The sequence below is a fragment of the Catenulispora sp. GP43 genome (assembly GCF_041260665.1).
Lineage (GTDB): Bacteria > Actinomycetota > Actinomycetes > Streptomycetales > Catenulisporaceae > Catenulispora.
The window spans coordinates 90,840-112,495 of the sequence record NZ_JBGCCT010000016.1 but is presented as its reverse complement, the minus strand read 5'-3'; the positions used below and the strand labels follow the sequence as shown (position 1 = coordinate 112,495).

Below are 21,656 nucleotides of genomic sequence, written 5' to 3'. Positions count from 1 at the left end.
ACAGTCCATCACAGCGCTGGTCGAAAACCGTGCCAGCAGTACCGCGCCGCCGGTGCCGGCAGTGCAACCGGTGCCGCACATGTGTTCAATGCCGTCCCGCCAGGTAATCCGCCAGATGGTCGACGACCTCCCGGGCATCGTCCTCGGCGCCGTGGATGAACGTCGACTTGCGCCGCCGCAGCACGGGCAGCCCGACGGCGTACAGCCCGGGGGCGTCCGTCACCACCCCGCCGACGTGCCGCAGCCGCCCCTTGCCGTCGAGCACCGGCACGTCGAGCCAGCCGTAGTCGGGCCGGAAGCCCGTGGCCCACACGACCGTCCGGATCTCCCCGCCGCGCAGATCGAGCCGGAGTCGCACCGAGTCGGGCACCCGCGTCGGCGCGAACCGCTCGGGCTCCTGGTCCGGGCCGTCGTCCCGGCCCCGGCGCTTACGAGCCCACGCGTCGAACGTGTCCAGCAGCCGCTCCATCTTCAGATCCGCCAGCGAGCACACGTTGCGCAGGCCGCCCGAGAACAACGCGGCGCCGTCGCGGACCGCCGCCCACCGGCCCACCGGCTCGACCCCGAGAGCGATCAGGGTGTTGAGATCGAGCGTCGCACGCTCAGGAGTCCCGACGAGCTGCGGCGAGGGCAGAGCACGCGCCCGCTCCAGATCATCGACCTCGTCGTGGCGCTGGTCCCAGACCCCGGAGGCCTGCATCCACCACAGAACGTCCCGGCCCCGGTAAGTCCTGGGCAGCCGCACATGCTCCCCCGTCGAGAGCACCACCGGCCGCCCCGACCGCCGCAGCTCGGCCGCCACCTGCACCCCGGTGGCCGATCCGCCGACGACGAGCACGCCGCCGTCCGGCAGCTCGGCCGGCCCGGTGTAGTCGAAGGGTGTCAGCTGTCTGATGGACTCCGGAAGCGCGTCCTTGAACGCCGGGACCGTCGGGATGTTGCACGCGCCGCTGGCGAGGACGACGGTCCGCGCCTGGATCTCGCCGTTCTCGGTGCCAGCCGAAGACCACGTCCGCACCCGGTACCCGTCCTCCGCCGGGCGCACCGAAGTGACCCGCGTACCGGTGCGCACCGGCGCGCGCGAGGCCGCGGCGAAGCCGCCGATGAACTCGGCGACCTCGCCGGCGGTCATGTAGCCGTCGGGATCAGGGCCCTGGTAGGGATGGTCCGGCAGCCGGCTCAGCCAGTTGGGGGTCAGCAGGCGCAGCGAGTCCCACCGCTCGCGGCGCCAGGAGTTGCCCACCTCGCCACGTTCGAGGACGAGATGGTCGACGGACCGGGCGGACAGGAAGCGGCTGACGGCCAGGCCCGCGTGCCCGGCCCCGACCACCACCGCATCGGTGCGCTCGATGACGCGCCCCTCAGGCCACTTCGACGGTGACGTCGGTCGGGTTGGTCAGCGCGTCGAACACCGCCGAGCGCTTCTGCGACTGCGCCACCAGGGCCTCGATCTCCTGGCGCGAGGCGTCGGCGTCGATGTCGAAGGTCACCTTGATGTCGCTGAAGCCGTTGCGGACATCGCTGTCGGCGCCGAGGATGCCGCGGATGTCGTGCCGCCCCTCGACGGTGGACCGCACCGAGTGCAGCTGGATCCCGCGGTTCTGCGCCACGGCCGCGACCCCGGCGGTCAGGCAGCCCGCCAGGCCCACCAGCAGGTACTCGATCGGGGTGATGCCGTTGTCCTCGGCGGCGAAGACCTCCGGGTGGTCGGCTTCGAACACCGACTCCTCCTTGTGGCTGCGCTCCTCACCCAGGCCGAAGAACTTCTGGACGGTGGTGGTGCTGTGGACCCCCTCGCGCCACGTCGACGACGCTCGCCAGGTGAACTGGGCGGCCTCCGGCGCGCCCTTGAGCACCTCCCGCGCCTCCAGCAGCGCCTGCACGTTGACTCCGTTGGTAGCCGTGGCCATGGCCCGAACCGCCCTTCCCCCCGATGCCGTCGACGAGTCTTTAATCCCCATGTGATTACTCGACAATACCCGGAGAGGGGCGCGTAACATAGCCCTCATGCCAAAGCCCGCTCCGGCCCCGACGTCCGGATCGGTCGGCGCCGTCCGGACGCGGTTCCTGGATCTTCCGGAGCCGATTTCCCTGGAATGCGGTAGGGATCTTCGCTCGGTGCGGGTGGCTTACGAGACCTACGGGACGCTGTCTCCCGCTCGTGACAACGTCATCCTGGTCTGCCACGCGCTCAGCGGAGACGCGCACGCCGCCGGCAGTACCACCGCCGCCCCCGATGCCTCCAAAACGCCCGAGACCGGCACCCGCGACGGCTTCGCCGCCGAAGACCGCGACGGAGCGGACGGAGCGGCCCTCGGCTGGTGGGACGGAATGATCGGCCCCGGCAAAGCCTTCGACACCGACCGGTACTTCGTCGTCTCCACCAACCTGCTCGGCGGCTGCCGCGGCACCACCGGACCGTCGTCGACGAACCCTGACACCAGCCGGCCCTACGGACCGGACTTCCCGGTGATCACCGTCGCCGACATGGTGCGAACGCAGCGCGCGTTCCTGGAAGAGCTCGGCATCCGGCAGCTGGCCGCCGTGGCCGGTGGGTCGCTCGGCGGCATGCAGGCCCTGGAGTGGGCGATCCTGTTCCCCGACCAGGTGCGGGCGGTCATCGCGATCGCGTCGACCCACGCGCTGCATCCCCAAGGCGTGGCCTGGAACGCGATCGCCCGCGAGGCCATCATGGCCGATCCGGACTGGCAGGACGGCCGCTATGCGGGCACCGGCCGGGAACCGGGCGCCGGAATGGGTGTCGCCCGCATGGTCGGCCACGTCACCTACCTGTCGGCCGGCGCACTGGACACCAAGTTCGGCCGCCGGTTGCAGGCCGCCGAGGATATCCGCCACACGATCACCGAGCCCGAGTTCGCGGTGGAGAGCTACCTGCGCCATCAGGCCGACTCGTTCGTGAAGCGGTTCGACGCGAACACCTACCTGTACCTGTCCCGCGCGCTGACCTACTTCGACCTGGCCCGCCAGCACGGAGGCGGCTCGCTGGAACGCGCGCTCGCGAACGTCTCGGCCCGCACCCTGCTCATCGCATTCAGCTCGGACTGGCTGTATCCGCCGTCCGCGTCCCAGGAGATCGCCGACACGCTCGAAGCTCTCGGCAAGCCCGTGGAGTACCACCTGATCGACGCGCCTTACGGGCATGACAGCTTCCTACTGGAAGAGGCCCGCCAGATCCCCATCGTCCGCCGCTTCCTGGCCGGCGGCGGCACTGAGACAACGACCGACACCAAACCGAAGAGGAGTCCATGAGCGGCGACACCTTCCGCACCGAACAACCCCGCGAGTTCGGCTTCGACACCCGCCAACTCCATGCCGGACAACGTCCCGACCCGAACACCGGAGCGCGGGCCGTCCCGATCTTCCAGACCGCCAGCTACGTGTTCGAAGACCCGGAGTCCGCCGCCGCGTACTTCAACCTCCAGGAGTACGGCAACACCTACTCGCGCATCATGAATCCGACGGTCGCAACCTTCGAAGAGCGGGTGGCGAACCTGGAGGGCGGTGTCGGCGCGGTCGCGTTCGCCAGCGGGATCGCCGCTCAAGCGGCGGCGCTGTTCACCCTGCTGCGCCCCGGGGACCACATCGTGTCCTCCTCGGCGCTCTACGGCGGGACCGTCAACCAGTTCAAGCACCTGTTCGGCAAGATGAACGTCGACCTGACCTGGGCCGACCCCGACGACCCGGAGGCCTGGGAGGCCGCCGTCCGGCCGACCACCAAGGCCTTCTTCGGCGAGACGATCGGCAACCCGGCGGGCAACGTGCTGGACATCGAGGCACTCGCCGCGATCGCCCACCGCCACGGCCTGCCGCTGATCGTGGACAACACCTTCGCCACGCCGTACCTGTGCCGCCCGATCGAGTGGGGCGCGGACATCGTGGTGCACTCGGCGACCAAGTTCCTCGGCGGCCACGGCACGAGCATCGGCGGGGTCGTGGTCGAGGCCGGCACCTTCGACTGGTCCAACGGGCGTTTCCCGGTCGTGGCCGAGCCCTCCCCGGCCTATCACGGCTTGAAGTTCCACGAGACGTTCGGCGCCTACGGCTACCTGATGAAGCTGCGGGCCGAGACGCTGCGCGACCTCGGCGCCGCGCTCTCCCCCTTCAACGCCTTCCTGTTCCTGCAAGGCATCGAGACCCTGTCGCTGCGGATGGACCGCCACGTGGCCAACGCGGCCTCGGTCGCGGCCTTCCTCGACGGCCACGGCCTGGCCTCGAACGTGACCTACCCCGGCCTGCCCGGCGGCAAGTTCCAGCCGCTCGTGGAGAAGTACCTGCCGCGCGGGGCGGGCGCGGTGTTCTCCTTCGACTGCGCCGGGGGCCGCGCGGGCGGACAGGGGTTGATCGGCGGCGTCACGCTGTGGTCCCACCTGGCCAACGTCGGCGACGCCAAGAGCCTGATCATCCACCCCGCGAGCACCACCCACCGCCAGCTCTCCGACGACGAACTGCGCGCGGCCGGCGTCCGGCCCGGAACGGTACGGCTGTCGGTCGGGCTGGAGTCCGTCGAGGACCTGGTGTGGGACCTGGACCAAGCCCTGACCCGCGTCGCGCAGACGCTTGAGGAGCAGAAGCTTGAGACACAGACCCCTGAGAAGGAAGGCGCGGCATGACCGGCCCCGCGCGGTACCAGGACCCGCTCACCATCCAGCGCGTGCTCAACTCCGCCGGAACGATCGCCGTCGTCGGGCTGTCGGGCAACGAACTGCGCGCCAGCTACTTCGTCGGCTACTACCTCAAACGCCACGGCTTCCGCGTCGTCCCGGTGAACCCGCGCGAGACCGAGATCCTCGGCGAACGCTGCTACCCGAGCCTGCACGACATCCCCGAAGCGGTCGACGTGGTGAACGTGTTCCGTGCCCCGGACGCCGTCCCGGACATCGCTCGGGACGCCGTGGCGATCGGGGCTTCGGCGCTGTGGTGCCAGTTCGGGGTGATCAGCCCCGAAGGATTCCAGATCGCCGAGGACGGCGGGCTGGACGTGGTGGCGGACCGCTGCGTCAAGATCGAGCACGCCCGGTACGCGGGGCGGATGCACTGGCTCGGATTCAACACCCAGCGCATCACTTCGGTGCGTACCGGGCTGCAGTAATGTCTGCGTCCGAGCCTGTCAGAACAAGGGAGTTGAGATGGCTGAGGAACCCGCGGTGCGCGAGCTGCGCCTGGTCGTGACCGCCGACGACTACGAGGCGGCGCTGCGTTTCTATCGCGACGTCCTCGGTCTGCCCGAGCGCGCCGCCTTCGCCTCGCCGGACGGCCGGGTCACCATCCTGGAGGCCGGCCGGGCGACCCTGGAGATCGCCGACCCCGGGCATGCCGCCTTCATCGACGAGGTCGAGGTCGGCCGCCGGGTGGCCGGGCACCTGCGCGTCGCCTTCCAGGTCGACGACGCGACGGCAACCACCGCCGAACTGGCCGCCGCCGGGGCGGAGGTGGTGGCCCCGCCGACGCGGACCCCGTGGAACTCGCTGAACGCCCGGCTGGACGCGCCGGGTTCGCTGCATGTGACGCTGTTCACCGAGCTCGGGGAGACCGGAAGCGAGGCCTGAGCGCGCTTCGCCAAGGCCTGCTCAGCGACACGACCCGTCCCGGCCGTCGGCGGCCGCGCTGTCCCGCGCGCCGCCCTCCCCGCCGTCCCCACGCCACTCGATCATGAACAGCGTCGCGTCATCGCTGGTCCGGCCGCCTCGTTCCTGCTTCAGCGTGTGGGAGAGCCGGCGCAGGTCCGCCCGCGTCCCCTGCGACGGCGCCCGCCCCAGGCGGTTGACGCACCGGATGAGCCGTTCCTCGCCGAACGGCTCCTCGCCGGCGACGTGTTCCTCGATGATGCCGTCGGTGTAACACAGCACCCTGTCACCCGGCTGGAGCGTGTGCTCCCGGATCCGGGGCGCCTCGCCGCCGAAGCCGACGGGCAGGGTCGTCGCGCTCTCCAGTTGGCGCACGACCAGACCGTCGCGGATCAGCAGCGGCGCCGGGTGTCCGGCGTTGACCAGCTGCAACGCGCCGGTGGTGAGGTTCACGTGCATGAGCTGCGCGGTCACGAAGTGGTCGGGCCCGAACTGCCGGGAGACGGCCTCGTCCATGAACGCGTACTTCTCCGCCAGGCTGACGAACACCCGCCGGGCATGGCGGTACGCGCCGATGGCGACGGTCGCCATCGTGGCGGCGTCCAGGTTGTGGCCCATCGCGTCGATGACGGCCGCGTGCAGGATGTTGTCGTTGAGGGCGTAGTCGAAGCTGTCGCCGGCGACGCGGTAGGCGGGCTCCAGGATGCCGGCGACGTCGATCTGCGGCAGCGACATCGTCAGCGGCGGCAGCAGGCTCCACTGGATCTCCGCGGACACGCTCATCGGCTCCCGGCGCCGGGCCTGGAAGAACTGGTCCGTGTAGGCGTTCTTGGTCACCAGCATGTCCGCGACCAGGCCCGCGAGGCTGCCCAGCAGCCGCCGGTCGTCGTCCCCGACGCGGTCCAGGGTCAGGGCCATCACGCCCACCTGGTCGCTGCCGTCCAGCAGCGGCAGGTACATCCGCACGCCGTGCGCCTGCGGCACCTCGACGACGTCCGCGCGCAGGAAGGACAGGCCGGCGGCGGAGTCGTCCACCGGCTCGGGGTGGCCGACGTACAGGTTCCGGCCCGGCAGCGGCACCAGCATCTCCTGCGCGTAGTCCTGGACCAGGATGGACACGTCGCGACCGCCGATCCGGGCGACCTCCTCGGCGATCAGCGGGGGGATCAGCTGCGGCGGCAGCATCTTCGCCCGATCGAGCAACAGGCCGAGCAGCCGCTCGCCGGCGCCTTCCGACCGGTCCAGGCTCTCCTCACCCATCGGCCCGCTCCCCGCTGCCGGGCGGGCGCAGGCCCGTCTCAGCTCCAGAAGCGGTCGGACTCATCAAGGTCCGTGTCGCACTGCAGCAGGTCGACGGCCTTGTCGTCGGCGATCTGGAACAGCAGCGCGCCGCGCTGGTCCAGCGTCTTGTCGCCCCGGGTGCCGGTGAGGCGGTGGACGACGATGACGTGTCCGTTCCCGTCCGTGGAGAACAGCTCGGGTGCGGCGCGGAACGTCCCGCCGGTGAGCTCGGCCAGCCGCGCGTAGTAGGCGAGCATGGCGTCGACGCCCTTGAACTCGCCGGAAGCCAGGCTGTCCCCGCCGACATGCTGCACGCAATCGCGGGCGATGATCTCACGCAGCGTGTCGACGTCGCCCTTGTTGAAGGCTTCGTAGCCGCGGCGGACGAGTGCGATGTGTGGGTGTTCAGCCATCTCGGTGCTCCAGTTCGATCCCGGCTCTCCAGTTCGATCTCGGTGCTCCAGTTCGATACCGAAGTGCCGAAGTGTCGATGGTGCCGATATGACCGATCCTAGGCACCTTTCCGCAGGTCAAAGACGCTGGCATGGCCCGCTGGCGGCCATGTGGGTGCCGGCCGGCTCAGCCGAGCGCGGGGGCGGATCCGATCGCCTCGTCGGCCGAGGACCGGAAGTCGAAGTTCGAGCGCAGGCCGGTGAGCTCGAAGACGCGCAGGATCCGGCTCGAGGCGGACGCGATGCGCAGCGAACCTCCCTGCTCACGGATGCGTTTCGTGACCGCGATGATCGCGCCCAGGCCGGTGGAGTCCATGAAGGTGACGAAGCCGAGGTCCAGGACGAAGTGCTCGTGCCCCTCGTCCATCAGCCCGAGCACCGCGTCGCGGACCATGGTCGCGGTGTGGACGTCCATACCGCCGTCGACCTCGACGACCGTCCAGTCGTTCGCTACGGAGTAGTTCACCATCAGGCTCTCGTGCCTGACGATGTTCTCGCGCTTTCCCATCTCCGCTCCCCGGCACGCCGAGCGACATTCGGCACGCAGTATCGGCATCGCTGTGCCGAATTATTTTACAGCGACTTGATCATGCGCGATATCGCGCGACACCACGCGTGATGACATGGCATCACGCGATATGGCGCGATCTGATCTCTGAGCCGACGCCCGTCTCCGACGGCGTTCAGCGTCAGGGCCAGCGTCAGGGTCAGGGTCGGCGATCCTCGGCGAGCGCGGCATCGGCCCGTGTGGTGAACGAGTTCTGCTGCAACAGGTAGCTGTCCCGGTACCAGCCGCCGGCCGGGTCGGCCATCAGCTCCGCGTGGGTGCCGTGGGCGGAGATCCGGCCGTGTTCGAGGACGTAGATGTGGTCGGCGCAGGCTTGGACGGCGTTGAGCCGGTGGGTGACCATGACGATGGTGCCGCCGTAGGAACGCAGCCGGTGGTAGAAGTCGATCTCGGCGGCCGCGTCCAGGTTGGACGTCGGTTCGTCGGCGATGACCAGGGTTCCCTGCCGATAGAAGCCGCGGGCGAGGTTGATGCGCTGGTGCTGGCCGCCGGAGACGTTCGTGCCCCAGGACAGGGAGCGGTCCATCAAGGTGGCGTAGCTGTTGGGCAGGCCGGTGATGAACTCGTGAGCGCCGGCGGCGACGGCCGCGGCCTGGATGGCGTCTTCGTCGGTGCGGGTCCAGTCGCCGACGCGGATGTTCTCCCGGGCCGTGAAGGGGAACCGGGCGCCGTCCTGGCCGATGTAGGCGATGCGGCCCCGGAGCTCGTTGGGTTCCATGAGCGCGGTGTCCAGGCCGTCCCAGCGGATCGTGCCGGAGTCGGGGAGGTAGCCGCGGCCCAGGAGCTTGGCCAGCGTCGTCTTGGCCGCGCCGTTCTCGCCGACCAGGGCGACGACCTGGCCCCGGGCGATGGTGAGGGTGGCGTTGAGCAGAGCGGGCCGCTCGGCTCCCTCGTAGGTGAAGGTGACGTCCTCCACGGTGATGGCCGCGAAGTCCTCGGGGACCGATACGGTTCCGGGGCTGGGGACGAGCGATTCGGCCTTCTCGCAGAAGCGCAGGTACCCGTCGAAGTACAGCCCTTCGGCGAACAGGGAGTTGACGCTGGTGATCATCTGCATCAGCGAGGCCTGGGCCCGGCCGATGGCGATGACCGCCGTCCCGCCGGCGGCCAGCGGGATCGCGTTGCGCCACAGCAGCAGCCCCAGCACGGTGTACACCCCCGCCACCGCGATGCCGGCGATGGCGTCGCCGAGGATCTGGGACATCGTCTCGGCACGCTGCAGGGCTATGTTCTCCGCGAGGATGCGCCGGGATATGCGCCGGTAGCGGCCGGCCAGGTATGCGGACATGCTCAGCGCGCGCACCTCGGCGGCCTGCTGGATGGACTGCCCGATGTAGGCGATCTGGTTGACCCGGCGGCGGCCCTCGGCCTGGCGGACGAACACCTTGTAGTCCATGCGCGCCACCCGCACCGCGGCCCACCAGCGCGGCACGATCGTGACCAGGATCAGCGGCAGCAGCAGCGGGCTCACGAACGCGACCACCAGGATCGCCGAGCCGACGGTGGCCAGCCCGGCCAGGATCCGCACGGTGGCCTGCAGCATGAAGTGCGGGGACACCGCGCCGCGCTCGGCCGCGTTCTCGGTGTCGAACCAGCCGGCCTGGTCGAAGGCGACCAGCTCCACCCCGGTGCACAGCTCCTGGATGCGGGCCAGCGCGGCGGCGTCCATCGCCGGGCTCAGCTGGGACTGCATCAGGGAGCTGATGCTGGAGGCGAGCGCCGTGCCGGCGGTGAACGCGGCGATGAGGATCAGCGAGGGCAGCGCCGCGGCGATCCGGTCCGGGGTCGGACGGCCGGTGAACAGCGCCGCCAGCACCCCGGTGGTCGCCAGCAGCCCGAGGGCCTGGAACACCCCGGAGAGCAGCTGCAGCACCACCAGCGTGATCACGCGCCAGCGGGACTGCCCGGCCGCGGTGCGCAGGGTGAGCCGGAGCAGGTCCGGCATGCGGCGGGCGTTGGACCAGAAGCTGGCCGCGGCGACCTCGGCGTAGCCGCGCGTCCAGGTCGCGACGTACGGGTCGGCGGCCAGGTCGTCGATCTCGTGGCGGGGAACCGCGTCGGCGGAGAACAGAGCCCTGATGCGCCGGAAGCGCGACGGCTGGGTTTCGGCGTCTGTCACGCCAGGCAGACTAGCGACCGGAACTGACAGAGCGTGATGGAATTATCACCGAGCAGCGCCGACGGGGCCGTGGGCGCCGCAGGCTTGAGGCAGGCTCTCGCTGTTGAGGCCGTTGATCGCGGTCGCGAGCAGGCCGGTGGTGGCCACCGGGCACAGGACGGAGTTCATGTCCAGGTCGGGGCCGCTGTCGTCGGCGCGGGCCGCGGCGGCACCGGCGACAGCGCCGGACAGCGCGGCGGCGGTGGCGAGCGTTCCGATCAGGAGGCGGGTTGGGGTCTTCATACCCCGTCAACGACCCTCGCGGCGGTCGCGTTACGCCGGTTCGGCCGCCGGCCGGGCCTGGGCCCCCGCCGTCCGCCGCGAGACCCGGCGCGCCAGCATCAGGCCCCCGGCCCCGGCCAGCAGGCAGGACAGGCCGCCGACCGCCAGCCCCGAGCGCGGGTCCGAGATCGCGATCACCCAGCCGATCAGCGGCCCGCCGATCGGCGTGGTGCCCTGGAACGCCACCTGCCACAACGCGATCATCCGGCCGCGCTTCTCCGGGTCGGAGGACAGCTGGATCGTGGAGTTGCCGATCGCGATGAACGAGACGCTGGCCCAGCCGACCAGCAGCATCACCCCGCAGGACAGCGCGAACACCGGCGCGTAGGCGGCGGCCAGCATCGAGACGCCGAAGCCGGCCGAGGCGATGATCATCGGCCGCAGGCCGGTGCGGCCGCGGGCCGCGGTGAACAGGCCGCCGACGACCGCGCCGATCCCCATCGCCGAGGTCATGCAGCCGAAGGCGACCGAGCCGCCGTGGAAGGTCCGCTCCACGAACACCGGCAGCGACACCTGGAACTCGTACGCCAGCAGGCCGACCAGGCCCATCATGGCCAGCGGGATCGCGATCGTCGGGGTCGCCGCGGCGTAGCGCAGGCCCTCGCGCAGCTGGCCGCGGGCCCGCGGCGTGGGCGGGCTCGGCCGCAGGGCGGAGCGGTCCATGCGCAGCAGGGAGGCGACCACGGCGACGAAGCTGGCCGCGTTGAGCAGGAAGCAGATCCCGACGCCGACCGCGGCGATCAGCACGCCGCCGACCGCCGGGCCGACGGCGCGCGCCGCGTTCACCATCACCGAGTTGAGGGTTATGGCGTTGCGCAGTTCGTCACGGCCGACCATCTCGCGGACGAAGGACTGGCGGGCGGCGTTCTCGAAGGCGTTGTTCATGCCCAGGAGCACGGCCAGCGCGCAGACCTCCCAGAACCTGACCGCGCCGAGGACCGTCAGCAGCCCCAGGACGAGCGCCTGGACGCCCATCGCGCTCTGCAGGTAGACCATGAGCCGCTGTTTGTCGGCGCGGTCGGCGACGACACCGCCGTAGGGGCCCAGGAACAGCACGGGCAGCGTCTGCAGCGCGACGACCAGGCCGAGCGCGGTGCTGGAGTGCGTGAGGGTGAGGACCAGCCAGGACTGGGCCGTCATCTGCATCCAGGTGCCGACCAGGGATATGGACTGGCCGGTCATATAGCGGCGGTAGTTGGGGACTTTGAGCGAGGAGAAGGTGCGCTGCCGGACGGTCAGCCGGGCCGGTGCGGTGACCGGTTCGGCGTTGACGGTGCTCATACGGCGGCGACCCTCCCTGCTACCCGGATTTATTTACTTAAGCGTACTAAATGATTGGGGTATTCCCGGGCGCGGTCCCGTTCCTTGATACCGGCCGGTCTCAGAGCGGCGCTGAGGCTGGCTGGTCAGCCCGGCCGCTCAGCCCTGCCGGGGCCCGGCGGCGCGGCGCAGCCGGTTGGCGATCGCCGTCCCCAGGCCCTCCTCCGGCGGCAGCGAGGCGATGACCACATCGCATCCCCGCTGGTCGAACTCGCGCAGCAGCCCGTAGAGCCGGTGCGCGTACTCGGCCGTCGAGGCCGGCACCGGCACCACGACGTCGGCCTTGACCGGGGCGTCGGCCAGGGCCGGGGGCAGCAGCACGCCCACCCGCTGCCCGTCCTCGTGCGCGATCTGCGCCTCGGCGGCCACCCGCTCCGGCTCGACCAGCCGCACCCGGGCCGCGGGGGCGTAGTGCGACGGGTGCTGGCCGGGGGCGCGGACCCGCCCGGAGTCGTCGGTCCCGATCGGCGTGCCGAGCGCCTCGGCGAGGTCCTCCTCGGTGACGCCGCCGGGACGCAGGACGGCCAGGGTCGGGCCGGTGGCGTCGACGATCGTGGACTCCACGCCGACCCGGCACGGACCGCCGTCGAGCACGAAGTCGACCGCGTCGCCGAGTTCGGCGCGCACATGGTCGGCGGTGGTGGGGCTTACCGAGCCGAAGCGGTTGGCCGACGGCGCGGCGATCCCGCCGCCGAACTCGGCCAGCAGCGCCAGCGCGACCGGGTGGTCGGGGACCCGCACGGCCACCGTCTCCAGGCCCCCGGTGGCCTCCAGCGCCACCCGCGCCCCGCGCCGCAGCACCAGGGTCAGCGGCCCGGGCCAGAAGCGCTCGGCGAGCGTCCGGGCCGCGTCCGGGATCTGCTCGGCCCAGTCGTCCAGCCGGTCGGCGCCGCAGATGTGGACGATCAGCGGGTGCGACGGCGGGCGGCCCTTGGCCAGGAAGACCCGGGCGAGCGCGGCCGGGTTCTCGGCGTCGGCGCCGAGGCCGTAGACCGTCTCGGTGGGGAGGGCCACCAGGCCCCCGGCGCGCAGCACGCCGGCCGCCTTCTTGATGTCCTCTGCGCTGACCGTCACAGGTCCGATCCTTTCATGTTCGGGCGGGCTCGCCGTACGCACGCGCCGGAGCGGTCACTGGAGGGCCGGTTCGAGACTGACCACCGTCCCGCTGCGCCGGGCCCGCTCGGCGGCCCACACCACCAGGTGCGAGTCCAGCGACGCGGCGGCGTCGGTGAGCACGTGCGAGCGGTCGCCGGTGCGGACCGCCTCCAGGAACGCGGCCACCAGGGCCGGGTCGCCGCCGCCGTGGTCGCCGGCCGCGTCCGCGGCGCTGCTGCCGGTGTCGATCTCCTCGTCGGTGTCGGTGAGGAAGTCGGTGACCCGCAGCCGGACCCCGTCGCCCTCGATCAGGCCCCTGGTGCCGAAGATGCGGGTCTTGCGGTGTTCCAGACGGGTGAAGGCGCTCATGGTGAAGGAGGCCGTCGCGCCGCCGGGGAACTCCAGGTCGACCACCTGGTGGTCGACGACGTCGTTGTCGCCGTTGTAGACGCAGCGGCCGTAGGGGCCCTCGCGCAGCGCGTCGATGACCCCGGCTTCGCTGAAGTCGCGGGTGAGGACGGTGATCGGCCACTGGTCCGGCTGCTTGGCCAGGAAGTTCAGGTAGATCCGGCGGGCCGAGTAAGGGCACGTCGACTCCACCGCGCAGTCCAGACAGCGGTCGGCGGCCTGCGCGGGCTTGTTCTCCGGGCGGAAGTGGAGCAGGGAACCGAAGGAGGAGATGCGGCTGGGCCGCTCCCCCATGATGTGCATCAGCCAGTCGATGTCGTGGCAGGACTTGGCCAGCAGCATCGGCGAGGAGTCGGCCTCGGTGGCCCAGTTGCCGCGGACGAAGGAGTGCGCCTGGTGCCACCAGCCGACCGGCTCCAGGTGCTGGATGGCGGCGATGTCGCCGATGCGCCCGGCGTCGATCAGGCCTTTGAGGACCCGGGTGTAGGGCGTGTAGCGCAGCACGTGGCAGACGGCGAGCAGGATCCCGGCGGCGTCGGCGGCCTCGGCGATCCGGCGGCTGTCCGCCTCGGTCGGCGCCATCGGCTTCTCCAGCAGGATGTCGTAGCCCAGGCCGGCGAAGGCGACGGCGGGCGCGGCGTGCATCGCGTCCTGGGTGGCGATGACGACCGCGTCGGCCACCCGTCCGGCCCGCGCCAGGTCCTCCCAGCTCTGGAAGACGTTGTGCTCGGGGACGGCGAACTCGGCGGCGAACGCCGCGCGCACCTCGGCACGCGGCTCGGCCACGGCGGTGATCCGGGCTCCGGAGGCTTGGGCGAGCCGGGCGTGGCCGCGTCCGCGGCTGCCGGCGCCGGCGATGGCGAGAGTGACTGTCATGGCCCCATGGTGTCCGGCATCGGGTCCCGGCACAGCGGGCGTATAGGGTCGAAGTCCCCTGCAATGCCCGAACAACGCCGATGCATGGCCGGTGCAGGACCCATCGAGGTCCGGGGTCGGGGTCCATCGAGGTCCGGGGTCGGGGTCCCGCCGGCGACCCGCTCACCCCGCGCCGATCACCAGATCCGAGTCGATCCGGTACCGGTCGCCGCGATAGACCGCGCGTGTGTACTCGATGATCCGGTCGCGGGTGTCCCGGGTGGTGACGTCGAACAGCAGCGCCGGGCTGTAGGGCGGCACTTCGAGCAGCTCCGATTCCCGCTCGTCGGTGACGGTCGCCTCGATCGACTGCGCGGCGCGCGCCATCGTGATGCCGTAGCGGGAGTGCAGGAGCTGGTAGAAGGACCCTGATTGGAAGTCGTCGCCGGTGATCGCGGGGACGTGGCGTTCCGGGACGTGGATGCGCTCGACGGCCAGCGGCGCGCCGTTGACGATGCGCAGGCGTTCGACCTTCACGATCGGCTCGCTCGGGGAGACGCTGAGCGCCCGGGCCAGGCGGGCGCCGGCGGTGGTGCGTTCGAAGGTCAGGGTGCTGCTTTCCCAGACGCCTTCGGACAGCGGCACGCGGAAGGAGTTGGCGACTCCGGCGGTCGGGGCCAGCGGCTGGGCGATCTTCGAGGGGGCGGTGAAGGTGCCGCGTCCGGGCCGGCGGACCAGCAGTGCCTCCTCGACGAGTTCGTCGACGGCGGCGCGCAGGGTGGGGCGGGAGACGCCGAGGGCTTGGCAGAGCTCGTGTTCGGAGGGCAGCGTCTCGCCGGCGCCCATGGCGGCCACCATCGCCAGGATCGCCTCACGGGCTTGGGTGCGTTTGACCGCCGATCGCATTGACAAAGGGTAAGGCCTCGTGGCGGTGCGGCGCCATGAGCGAGCACCAGAGCTGATCAAACGTCAGTCTGGTTAAGACTCTTGACTTGACCTTTTGTCAGCTCAAGAATGACCGCCGTGACGACATCTCGATTCGGAATCAGCAGGCTGTGGATGTCCGCGGCCATGGTGACGGCGGCGGCCGTCGGAATCACGGCGGTGGCGGCCGGCGCCGGCGCGACCGGGGTCCACCCGGCCGCCGCGGTCTCGATCACGCCGACCAGCACCGCGAACGGCTACAAGTTCCTCGACCAGATGATGGACAAGTACGCCACCGGCAGCACGACCCGCCTGGTGCAGAGCTTCATCGCCGACTCCGCTATGGGCTCGTTCACCGACTCGGTCACCTACGACGACGCCCTGGTCGTCGACGCCCTCCTCGCCCGCGGGACGGCCGACGACCTGGCGCGCGCCCAGGTGATCGGCAACGCGCTGCTCTACGTACAGGCCAACGACGCCGCCAAGGACGGCCGGATCCGCGCCGCCTACGCCCCGAAACCGCTGACCTCGCCGAGCAAGGTCGACGCCACCGACGACACCAGCGACGTGGGCAACATGGCCTGGGTGGGGCAGGCGCTGGTGCAGCTGTACGCCAAGACCGGGGTGAAGTCCTACCTCACCGGCGCGACGAGCGTGGCGACCTGGATCCAGAAGAACGCTTACGCCACCAGCGGTCCGGGTGGCTACACCGGCGGGTACGACTCCAGCGGCAAGCTGACCTGGAAGTCGACGGAGCACAACATCGACCTGTTCGCGTTCTTCAGCATGCTGGCGACCGAGACCGGCGACAGCGCCTGGAGCACGGACGCCGGGCACGCGCAGTCCTTCGTCACCGCCATGTGGGACAGCGCGGGCAAGAAGTTCTGGGTCGGCACCAACCCCGACGGCACCAGTCTGAACAAGGGCTTCCTGCCCGAGGACGTCAACACCTGGTCCTATCTGGCGCTCAAGGACCCCGCTTACTCCGCCTCGATCGACTGGGACGTGGCGAACCTGGCTGTCACCGACGGCACGTTCACCGGCGTGAGCTTCGCGGCCTGCGACCGGTCCAAGGTCTGGTTCGAGGGCACGGCCCACCTGGCCGACGCGCTCGCCGTCCGCGACGGCGCCGGCGACGCGGCGAAGGCCCAGGGCTACCTGAATTCGATCCAGCTGGCCCAGACCACCGCCGTGCACAACGACGGCCTGGGGATCGTCGCGGCCTCGCACGACAAGCTGTCCGACTGCGACTCCGACTACTACTACGCGGCGCCCCACACCGGCGCGACGTCGTGGTATCTGCTGGCCGGCACCGCGGCCGACCCGTTCCTACTCCTGCCGGGCGGCTCGACCGGCGGCGGCACGGCGACGACGTACGAGGCCGAATCCACGGCGAACGCCTTGTCCGGAACGGCGTCCGTGATCGCATGCGGCGCGTGCTCCGGAGGCGAGCGGGTCGGCCACCTCGGCAAGCAGTCCAGCGGCACCGGCACGCTGACCTTCAACGGCGTCACCGCGACCGGCGGCGCGGGCGCCTACCAGGTCGTGGTGGCCTTCACCGACGGCTCCGCGAGCCGCCAGGCGGCGCTCAGCGTCGACGGCGGGACCCCGCAGACGGTGACGTTCGGGACCACCGGCTCGTTCACGACACCGGGGAACCAGACGGTCACGCTGCAACTGGCCGCCGGAACGAACACGATCTCCGTCAGCGACCCCGACGCGGCGGCTCCGGACATCGACGCCATCACGGTGCCGGCCGCGCATTCCTGAGGCAAGAACGGATTCCTGAGGGGCGGGCACGGCGGCGCGAAGACGGGCTTGCGGCCGGAGTGGCCCCGAGGCACCATCTCAGTGACAGTGAATAAGAGCTCTGAGTTTCACTCAGAGCTCTGGAACACGGCTCTGGAACACGGACTCGGGAGGCCACCACCATGTCCGCTGCACACCGGTCAGCGCGGCGTGCCGCCGTACCGCTCGCCGCGCTCCTGTCCGCCGCCGCCCTCGGCCTCGCCTCACCGGCGCACGCCGCCGGCCTGAGCGCCATCGCGCACTGCTCCAGCAGCGGTGGCGGCCACTTCGTCTGCGCCGCCACGGTGTCCGGCGGGACGGCGCCCTACGCCTACTCCTGGACCCCGGTCTACAACGCGGTCATCACGCACGGAGCCAACGGCCAGGTCGTGACGGGCCTGTGCACGGTCGATCTGGAGTCGACGCTCAGCCTCACCGTCAGCGACAGCACCGGGGCCAGTACCACCACGACCGGCGCGCTCACCTGCTCGGGGATAGCTCCGTAGCCGCGACTACCCTTCGGACGCGGTCTGGCCGTAGTACTCCGCCGGGGCGGCGAGGACCGAGGAGAAGTACATCGGCCTCGCGGCGTCGTCATCCTCGTCGCCGTCCAGGGGGATGTCGTCGCGCGGGTTGCGGGCGAAGCCCAGCGTCAGGTCCTCGACCCGCGGATGGCCGTACTCACGGTCTTCGATGGCGTAGCCGGCCGCCTCGACGGCGGCCATCACCACGGCCGCCGGCGTCCGGAACACATCGACGCCGCGCCACGTCACGGAGATCTCCTCCGGGCCTTCGAAGGGGCGCCATATCTCCACGGACGTCAGAGTCCGGCCGTCCTCGATGTGGAAGGTGATCGCGAACTGGGGCAGGACCGTGTCGATCTTCATGAACCGCCAAGCCCGCGGCGGGCCCTCGTCGATGATGCGGACTCGACCAAGCCTCGCGGCCGCTTCCTTGACCTCGTCGGCGGCCATGCCGAAACGGAAGCCGGTGATGCCGTTCGGCGGGTCCAGATCAATGTGCATGGTCGTTCACTCTAGGCTCGCGGCCACTCAGCGCCGGCCCTCGACCTGCTCGCGCAGCCGGCTGAGGATCTGCGACAGCAGCCGGGAGACCTGCATCTGGGACACGCCCAGTTCGTCGCCGATCTGGGCCTGGGACATGTTCCGGAAGAACCTCATCAGCAGGATCTTCTTGTCCCGGGTGGACAGCTCGGCCAGCAGCGGCTTCAACGCCTCCCGGTCCACCACCAGGTCGAAGCCGGGATCCTCGTCCCCGAGCAGCTCCCCCAGGCTCGCGCCGTCGCCGTCGGACATCGCCACCGGCACGTCCAGCGAGGCGGTGCGATGGGCGGCGCTGGCCTCGTAGGCCTCGGCCACCTCGTCGGCGGACAGCTCCAGCCGCTCGGCGATCTGCGCCGCCGACGGGGCGTACCCCAACTCCTGGTTGAGCTCGCGCTCGGCGGTCCGCACCGCCAAGGCGTTCTCCTGGACGCGCCGCGGCACGTGCACGTCCCAGGTGGTGTCCCGGAAGTGCCGGCGCACCTCACCGGCGATCATCGGTGTGGCGTACGTCAGGAACGCCGCGCCGAAATCAGGATCGAAATTGTCGACCGCCTTCACCAGACCCAGGTACGCCACCTGCTCCAGATCCGACTGCGACTCGCCCCGCTGCCGGAACCTGCCCGCTATGTACCGGGCATATGACATGTACTCCCCGATGACCCACTCGCGCAGGCCCCCGTATTCCGGATCGTCCGGCGCCATCCTGCGCAGGCGCACCAACGCAGCCCGCGCAGCAGCCCGTTCCCGGGCGTAGTCCTCCGACACGACAGGGGAGTCCACCGACTCACCCCCCGGCCGCACGGCGCTTCAGGATCTCCACATGCACCGTGGGCCCGTCGACCCGCCACAGGATGTCGTCCACCAGCGCCGACAGGATCGTCCACCCGAACTCGTCGCTCTGCGGCGGAGCCGCGTTGCGCGCCTGGCGGCTCAGCACCGCACGCAACGCCGGACCGTCCAGGATGAAACGGCACACCAGATCCCCGGCACCGGCACCGATACCGCTGACACCGCCTGCACCGCCGACATCGCTGCCGCCGACACCATCTGCACCGGCGCCCTCGGCGTCGCCGTCACGGACCGTGTGCCGCAGCAGCAGACCGCAGGCCTCGTCCACCGCGAGGCGCAGATCCGCGACCTCCGACAGAGTGCAGCCCAGTTTGGTCGCCACGTGCGCGCTGGCCGACCGGATGATCGGCAGGTAGTCGGCGTCCGCCGGCACCTGGATCACCACCGTCTCCGGCTCGGGACCGGCCTGCTCCGACGCACCGGAATGGACCGCGGTACCGGCCCCGGGCTCGCTCGACGCCCGCTCGGAATGTGCTTCAGGATCCATCTGTGCTCCCCGATGCTGACTCGATCATCCAGGCAACCTTACTCACGAAGGCTAAAACACGAGACATAATTCATGTATCAGTTGACACAGGCATCACTGATACCAAAAGCTGGTTCCCGCCACCGACGGCGACACGACGCCGGACGGACCGACACCAAGGAGCCGCGGCCATGGAGTTCTCTTGCACCGCGACGCGCAGCGCCGACCGGGTGGTCCTCACCGTCGCCGGCGACGTCGACCTCGCGGCCCACGGCGTCTTCCAGACCGACCTCGACCAGGCCTGGGACGCCGACTGCGACCTGGTCATCGACTGCTCCCGCATCACCTTCCTGGACTCCATGGGACTGCGTGTGCTGGTCCATGCCATGCAGCGGGCCTCCACCCACGGCCGTGACATCGCTCTGGCCGCTCCTTCCGAACCCGTCCAGCGTGTCCTGGACCTGGCCGGCATCAGGACCCTGTTCACCGAGATCGGACCGGTCGCCGACGCCGGGACCGAGACCGGCTCGGCGTCCTGAGCTCCACGCCGGGGACGCCGGGGCCGGCCGTACACCGGCCCGGTCACTACCGTACTGTCACGCGCCGCAGCCATGACCCGTTCCTCTCCACGGTGATCCGCGCGTCGGCGGCGTCCCGGGCCGGGAAGACGACCTCCTCCAGGATCAGCCCGACCGCGGTGGCCGCGGGGACCGCGACCAGCGCTCCGATGATCCCCAGCAGCGTGCCGCCGGCCAGCACCGCCAGCATCGTGGCCGCCGGATGGATGCGCACGACGTACTTCATGGTCAACGGGTTGACCAGGTGGTCCTCGGCGAACCGGAACACCGTGTAGAACACCGCGGTCGCGACCGCCACCGGGATGGACACGGCCAGGGCCACCAGGCTCACCACGATCCCGCCGACCGTCGAGCCGATGATCGGCACCAGGTCCATGATGGCGACCAGCACGCCCAGCAGCGCCGGGTAGGGGATGCCGAACCACCACGCCCACACCAGGGTCGCGAGCCCGGCCAGCACCGAGGTCGCGACGTTGGCCAGCATGTACCGCCCGACCTGCGTCATGATCCGGTCGGTGAGCTCCCCGGCGGCCTGCCGGCGCGGCGCCCGCACGAACCGCAGCGCGAACCGCTTGATCAGCGGCATCCCGGTCAGCAGGTAGATGGTCAGGGTGCTGACGGCCAACAGCCCGGCCAGCGCGCCCACCAGCTTGCGCCCCATGCCGAGCACGCCCGAGAACAGGGTCGAGGTCGCGTCCCCGCCGGAGAAGTGCTGTTTCACCTTCTCCAGCACGTGATAGCGGTCTTCGATCCGGCCGAGCGTGGAGTGGTGGTCGTGCAGCTCCCTGATCCACACCGGCACGGCCTTGATGACCGCGTTGACCTCCGTGGTGACCGGAGGTACGGCCAGCGCGACGAACCCCGCCACCACCCCGACCACGGCCAGCACGACGACCGCGACCGCGAACCCGCGGCGCACGCCGGCCCGCACCAACACCGCGACCGCCGGCTCCAGGCTGACCGCCAGGAACAGCGAGAGCAGCGCCAGGACGAGGACCTGCTCGGCACCGAGCAGCGCCTGCGCGAGACCATAAGCGAGGAGGAGCCCGATACCGAACCCGAATCCCATCCGCACCCAAGACCCGCCTGCGGGCGGCGCGTCCTCGCGAGAGTGGAAGGGTTCTGACATCTGACCGGCTCCTCCCCGCTCCGCATCCGCCTCTGACGACTACAGATGCGGTCGTCCGCCCGGAAGGGGTCCCGGTGCGGCCGGCTCCTGATAGCCGGGTTCGCGGGAGTCAAACGGGGGTGGCATACCCTGATCCTCATTGAGGTGCGCAACGGCGCCGTCACCGATCCCGGCAGCCGCGACGAGCGGGTGCAAGGAGTCCGCGCGGTCTTCGCCGACATCGCCGGTGACGACCGGCTGGAGGCGACAGCGGTGCAGACCGTCGGGGCCAAGGGCTGGGACGGTTTCACGATCGTTCGACGCGCTCACTGAACGATCACAGCGCGGCTCTCAGAGCATTGATGCTGCCGGCAACGAGGTCCACGTGGCAGGCGTCGGGAAATCGGAGCCCGGCCCAGAAGCCGCCGGGATCCGGCAGGCCGATGCGGGCGGTCAGCCACACGGTCATCGCCATGCCGTGCGAAGCGATGACCAGCGGGCGCTCGCCGGCGATGGCGAGGTGCTCGGTGACGGCGGTGCCGAAGCGCGCGGCCACCTGGGCCCTCGGTTCCCAGTCGGGATGGTCGACGCCCTCGACGTACTCGCGGCCGAGCCGGCGGTAGTCGCCTTCCCAGGGCTCGATGCGCCGGATCTCGGCGAATCGCGGATCACGGTCGACACGGCCGGCCGGTTCCAGGGTCTGCCAGGCCTTGGGCTCGGTGCTGGCGACCAGCCGGGCGCCGGCCGGGAGGACGCCGGCCAGCACGACCGCCGCTGACCGGCCGTCCTTCCCCAAGGGCCACTCGTGCGGTGGCACCCGCGGATCGAGGTCGGGCATCGCGTGGCGGACCAGGATCAGCATTCTTCGATGCTAT

Annotated in this window: 24 protein-coding genes; 8 read left to right on the top strand and 16 right to left on the bottom strand. The window is 70.7% G+C overall.

Annotated features, from left to right (window positions below; genetic code table 11):
• Nucleotides 1-85 precede the first annotated feature (85 nt).
• Together ABH926_RS29445 and ABH926_RS29440 are read right to left on the bottom strand one after the other, a co-directional pair.
• The gene (locus ABH926_RS29445) at nt 86-1,333 is read right to left on the bottom strand and encodes an NAD(P)-binding domain-containing protein (RefSeq protein ID WP_370369102.1); all 1,248 of its coding nucleotides are present in this window, start codon (nt 1,331-1,333) and stop codon (nt 86-88) included.
• Nucleotides 1,334-1,361: 28 nt separating this feature from the next.
• The gene (locus ABH926_RS29440; protein WP_370369101.1) at nt 1,362-1,910 is read right to left on the bottom strand and encodes an OsmC family protein; all 549 of its coding nucleotides are present in this window, start codon (nt 1,908-1,910) and stop codon (nt 1,362-1,364) included.
• 97 nt (nt 1,911-2,007) lie between these two features.
• Between ABH926_RS29440 and ABH926_RS29435 the strand changes: the two genes are divergently transcribed.
• Genes ABH926_RS29435 through ABH926_RS29420 form a run of 4 tightly spaced genes read left to right on the top strand, consistent with a single transcriptional unit; the run spans nt 2,008 to nt 5,567 of the window.
• The gene (locus ABH926_RS29435; RefSeq protein WP_370369100.1) at nt 2,008-3,270 is read left to right on the top strand and encodes a homoserine O-acetyltransferase; all 1,263 of its coding nucleotides are present in this window, start codon (nt 2,008-2,010) and stop codon (nt 3,268-3,270) included.
• Entirely contained in the window at nt 3,267-4,631 is a 1,365-nt protein-coding gene (locus ABH926_RS29430) for an O-acetylhomoserine aminocarboxypropyltransferase/cysteine synthase family protein (RefSeq protein ID WP_370369099.1), read from the top strand. The genes ABH926_RS29435 and ABH926_RS29430 overlap by 4 nt, the downstream gene beginning before the upstream one ends.
• Entirely contained in the window at nt 4,628-5,110 is a 483-nt protein-coding gene (locus ABH926_RS29425; RefSeq protein ID WP_370369098.1) for a CoA-binding protein, read from the top strand. The genes ABH926_RS29430 and ABH926_RS29425 overlap by 4 nt, the downstream gene beginning before the upstream one ends.
• 37 nt (nt 5,111-5,147) lie before the next feature.
• Nucleotides 5,148-5,567, top strand: coding sequence for a VOC family protein (locus ABH926_RS29420; RefSeq protein WP_370369096.1), 420 nt, complete (start codon nt 5,148-5,150; stop codon nt 5,565-5,567).
• A 21-nt stretch (nt 5,568-5,588) separates the two neighbouring features.
• Here the strand turns inward: ABH926_RS29420 and ABH926_RS29415 are convergent, their stop codons facing one another.
• The 9 genes from ABH926_RS29415 to ABH926_RS29375 form a co-directional block, all read right to left on the bottom strand.
• Nucleotides 5,589-6,845 carry a PP2C family protein-serine/threonine phosphatase gene (locus tag ABH926_RS29415; protein WP_370369094.1) on the bottom strand — a complete coding sequence of 419 codons (1,257 nt, stop codon included), beginning with the start codon at nt 6,843-6,845 and terminating at the stop codon, nt 5,589-5,591.
• 38 nt (nt 6,846-6,883) lie between these two features.
• A complete protein-coding gene (locus ABH926_RS29410) occupies nt 6,884-7,279 on the bottom strand; it encodes a nuclear transport factor 2 family protein (RefSeq protein WP_370369092.1) in 396 nt (131 codons plus the stop codon).
• Between the two features lie 166 nt (nt 7,280-7,445).
• The gene (locus ABH926_RS29405) at nt 7,446-7,826 is read right to left on the bottom strand and encodes an STAS domain-containing protein (protein WP_370369090.1); all 381 of its coding nucleotides are present in this window, start codon (nt 7,824-7,826) and stop codon (nt 7,446-7,448) included.
• Between the two features lie 199 nt (nt 7,827-8,025).
• A complete protein-coding gene (locus ABH926_RS29400; RefSeq protein WP_370369089.1) occupies nt 8,026-10,005 on the bottom strand; it encodes an ABC transporter ATP-binding protein in 1,980 nt (659 codons plus the stop codon).
• 45 nt (nt 10,006-10,050) lie between these two features.
• Nucleotides 10,051-10,287, bottom strand: a complete 237-nt coding sequence (locus ABH926_RS29395; protein WP_370369088.1) for a hypothetical protein — start codon at nt 10,285-10,287, stop codon at nt 10,051-10,053.
• A gap of 30 nt (nt 10,288-10,317) precedes the next feature.
• Complete coding sequence (locus ABH926_RS29390; protein WP_370369087.1) at nt 10,318-11,607, bottom strand: MFS transporter; 1,290 nt, start codon at nt 11,605-11,607, stop codon at nt 10,318-10,320.
• 138 nt (nt 11,608-11,745) lie between these two features.
• Entirely contained in the window at nt 11,746-12,720 is a 975-nt protein-coding gene (locus ABH926_RS29385; RefSeq protein ID WP_370369085.1) for an L-threonylcarbamoyladenylate synthase, read from the bottom strand.
• Nucleotides 12,721-12,774: 54 nt separating this feature from the next.
• The gene (locus ABH926_RS29380; RefSeq protein ID WP_370369083.1) at nt 12,775-14,025 is read right to left on the bottom strand and encodes a Gfo/Idh/MocA family protein; all 1,251 of its coding nucleotides are present in this window, start codon (nt 14,023-14,025) and stop codon (nt 12,775-12,777) included.
• 162 nt (nt 14,026-14,187) lie between these two features.
• Complete coding sequence (locus tag ABH926_RS29375) at nt 14,188-14,910, bottom strand: GntR family transcriptional regulator (RefSeq protein WP_370369082.1); 723 nt, start codon at nt 14,908-14,910, stop codon at nt 14,188-14,190.
• 117 nt (nt 14,911-15,027) lie between these two features.
• Between ABH926_RS29375 and ABH926_RS29370 the strand changes: the two genes are divergently transcribed.
• Together ABH926_RS29370 and ABH926_RS29365 are read left to right on the top strand one after the other, a co-directional pair.
• Complete coding sequence (locus ABH926_RS29370; RefSeq protein WP_370369081.1) at nt 15,028-16,698, top strand: CBM35 domain-containing protein; 1,671 nt, start codon at nt 15,028-15,030, stop codon at nt 16,696-16,698.
• 161 nt (nt 16,699-16,859) lie between these two features.
• Nucleotides 16,860-17,222 carry a hypothetical protein gene (locus ABH926_RS29365; protein ID WP_370369080.1) on the top strand — a complete coding sequence of 121 codons (363 nt, stop codon included), beginning with the start codon at nt 16,860-16,862 and terminating at the stop codon, nt 17,220-17,222.
• A gap of 6 nt (nt 17,223-17,228) precedes the next feature.
• Here ABH926_RS29365 and ABH926_RS29360 read toward each other — a convergent pair whose 3' ends face one another.
• Genes ABH926_RS29360 through ABH926_RS29350 form a run of 3 tightly spaced genes read right to left on the bottom strand, consistent with a single transcriptional unit; the run spans nt 17,229 to nt 19,116 of the window.
• On the bottom strand, nt 17,229-17,741 hold the full coding sequence (locus ABH926_RS29360) for a hypothetical protein (protein WP_370369079.1): 513 nt from the start codon (nt 17,739-17,741) through the stop codon (nt 17,229-17,231).
• A gap of 27 nt (nt 17,742-17,768) precedes the next feature.
• Entirely contained in the window at nt 17,769-18,560 is a 792-nt protein-coding gene (locus ABH926_RS29355) for a SigB/SigF/SigG family RNA polymerase sigma factor (RefSeq protein ID WP_370369078.1), read from the bottom strand.
• A gap of 4 nt (nt 18,561-18,564) precedes the next feature.
• Nucleotides 18,565-19,116 carry an ATP-binding protein gene (locus ABH926_RS29350; RefSeq protein WP_370369077.1) on the bottom strand — a complete coding sequence of 184 codons (552 nt, stop codon included), beginning with the start codon at nt 19,114-19,116 and terminating at the stop codon, nt 18,565-18,567.
• Nucleotides 19,117-19,286: 170 nt separating this feature from the next.
• Here ABH926_RS29350 and ABH926_RS29345 point away from each other — a divergent pair, with 170 nt between their 5' ends.
• On the top strand, nt 19,287-19,634 hold the full coding sequence (locus ABH926_RS29345) for an STAS domain-containing protein (protein ID WP_370369075.1): 348 nt from the start codon (nt 19,287-19,289) through the stop codon (nt 19,632-19,634).
• A gap of 46 nt (nt 19,635-19,680) precedes the next feature.
• Here ABH926_RS29345 and ABH926_RS29340 read toward each other — a convergent pair whose 3' ends face one another.
• The gene (locus ABH926_RS29340) at nt 19,681-20,802 is read right to left on the bottom strand and encodes an AI-2E family transporter (protein ID WP_370369074.1); all 1,122 of its coding nucleotides are present in this window, start codon (nt 20,800-20,802) and stop codon (nt 19,681-19,683) included.
• Nucleotides 20,803-20,946: 144 nt separating this feature from the next.
• Here ABH926_RS29340 and ABH926_RS29335 point away from each other — a divergent pair, with 144 nt between their 5' ends.
• Nucleotides 20,947-21,114, top strand: coding sequence for a hypothetical protein (locus tag ABH926_RS29335; RefSeq protein WP_370369072.1), 168 nt, complete (start codon nt 20,947-20,949; stop codon nt 21,112-21,114).
• Nucleotides 21,115-21,118: 4 nt separating this feature from the next.
• Here ABH926_RS29335 and ABH926_RS29330 read toward each other — a convergent pair whose 3' ends face one another.
• Nucleotides 21,119-21,643 (bottom strand): histidine phosphatase family protein, encoded by a 525-nt coding sequence (locus ABH926_RS29330; RefSeq protein WP_370369070.1) that lies wholly within the window; start codon nt 21,641-21,643, stop codon nt 21,119-21,121.
• Nucleotides 21,644-21,656: the final 13 nt, after the last annotated feature.

Excerpts from the sequence above, each read along its gene's own strand:
- ABH926_RS29440 (WP_370369101.1), bottom strand. The coding sequence starts at position 1,910 with ATGGCCACGGCTACCAACGGAGTCAACGTGCAGGCGCTGCTGGAGGCG.
- ABH926_RS29360 (WP_370369079.1), bottom strand. The coding sequence starts at position 17,741 with ATGCACATTGATCTGGACCCGCCGAACGGCATCACCGGCTTCCGTTTC.
- ABH926_RS29395 (WP_370369088.1), bottom strand. The coding sequence starts at position 10,287 with ATGAAGACCCCAACCCGCCTCCTGATCGGAACGCTCGCCACCGCCGCC.
- ABH926_RS29380 (WP_370369083.1), bottom strand. The coding sequence starts at position 14,025 with ATGACAGTCACTCTCGCCATCGCCGGCGCCGGCAGCCGCGGACGCGGC.
- ABH926_RS29415 (WP_370369094.1), bottom strand. The coding sequence starts at position 6,845 with ATGGGTGAGGAGAGCCTGGACCGGTCGGAAGGCGCCGGCGAGCGGCTG.
- ABH926_RS29340 (WP_370369074.1), bottom strand. The coding sequence starts at position 20,802 with ATGTCAGAACCCTTCCACTCTCGCGAGGACGCGCCGCCCGCAGGCGGG.
- ABH926_RS29410 (WP_370369092.1), bottom strand. The coding sequence starts at position 7,279 with ATGGCTGAACACCCACACATCGCACTCGTCCGCCGCGGCTACGAAGCC.
- ABH926_RS29405 (WP_370369090.1), bottom strand. The coding sequence starts at position 7,826 with ATGGGAAAGCGCGAGAACATCGTCAGGCACGAGAGCCTGATGGTGAAC.
- ABH926_RS29430 (WP_370369099.1), top strand. The coding sequence starts at position 3,267 with ATGAGCGGCGACACCTTCCGCACCGAACAACCCCGCGAGTTCGGCTTC.
- ABH926_RS29420 (WP_370369096.1), top strand. The coding sequence starts at position 5,148 with ATGGCTGAGGAACCCGCGGTGCGCGAGCTGCGCCTGGTCGTGACCGCC.
- ABH926_RS29425 (WP_370369098.1), top strand. The coding sequence starts at position 4,628 with ATGACCGGCCCCGCGCGGTACCAGGACCCGCTCACCATCCAGCGCGTG.
- ABH926_RS29365 (WP_370369080.1), top strand. The coding sequence starts at position 16,860 with ATGTCCGCTGCACACCGGTCAGCGCGGCGTGCCGCCGTACCGCTCGCC.
- ABH926_RS29330 (WP_370369070.1), bottom strand. The coding sequence starts at position 21,643 with ATGCTGATCCTGGTCCGCCACGCGATGCCCGACCTCGATCCGCGGGTG.
- ABH926_RS29390 (WP_370369087.1), bottom strand. The coding sequence starts at position 11,607 with ATGAGCACCGTCAACGCCGAACCGGTCACCGCACCGGCCCGGCTGACC.
- ABH926_RS29345 (WP_370369075.1), top strand. The coding sequence starts at position 19,287 with ATGGAGTTCTCTTGCACCGCGACGCGCAGCGCCGACCGGGTGGTCCTC.
- ABH926_RS29435 (WP_370369100.1), top strand. The coding sequence starts at position 2,008 with ATGCCAAAGCCCGCTCCGGCCCCGACGTCCGGATCGGTCGGCGCCGTC.
- ABH926_RS29350 (WP_370369077.1), bottom strand. The coding sequence starts at position 19,116 with ATGGATCCTGAAGCACATTCCGAGCGGGCGTCGAGCGAGCCCGGGGCC.
- ABH926_RS29375 (WP_370369082.1), bottom strand. The coding sequence starts at position 14,910 with ATGCGATCGGCGGTCAAACGCACCCAAGCCCGTGAGGCGATCCTGGCG.